This window comes from Kitasatospora sp. CB02891, assembly GCF_002803145.1.
Lineage (GTDB): Bacteria > Actinomycetota > Actinomycetes > Streptomycetales > Streptomycetaceae > Kitasatospora > Kitasatospora griseola.
In genome coordinates this window covers 112,979-113,370 of the sequence record NZ_NNBO01000022.1, presented here as the reverse complement: position 1 = coordinate 113,370, position 392 = coordinate 112,979, and the positions used below count along the sequence as shown (strand labels likewise).

Sequence of the window (392 nt, the reverse complement as noted above, 5' to 3'; positions counted from 1 at the left end):
AGATGGGCGCCTACGCGATCCAGTCCGCGCAGTCCACCCAGGCGCAGATCCGCTCCGTCTGGACCAACCTGACGGACGCTCAGGCCTACGCCATGGTCGGTGTCACCCCGATGCTCGGCCAGAACGACACCGCCTCCGAGGTGTTCGGTATCTCCGACGCCCAGCAGCTGCTCGCCTTCGCCCAGCAGAACCACCTCGGAGAGCTGGCCTTCTGGGAGATGACCCGGGACGCCAACGCCTGCACCGGCTCGCTGCCCAAGTGCACCAACATTCCGCAGACCCCCTACCAGTTCTCGAAGATGTTCGCCGCGTACAACGGCTGAGGCTGACGGTCGGCGCGCATCGTCGGCCGAGTCGGGCTGATTCGAGTGGCCGGCCGGTCGGTCGCCCTG

The 392-nt window shown here is 67.3% G+C and carries 1 pseudogene; it reads left to right on the top strand.

The features are described from left to right. Positions 1–323: pseudogene (locus tag CG736_RS33670) on the top strand (cellulose-binding protein); the annotation flags it as partial. Positions 324–392: the final 69 nt, after the last annotated feature.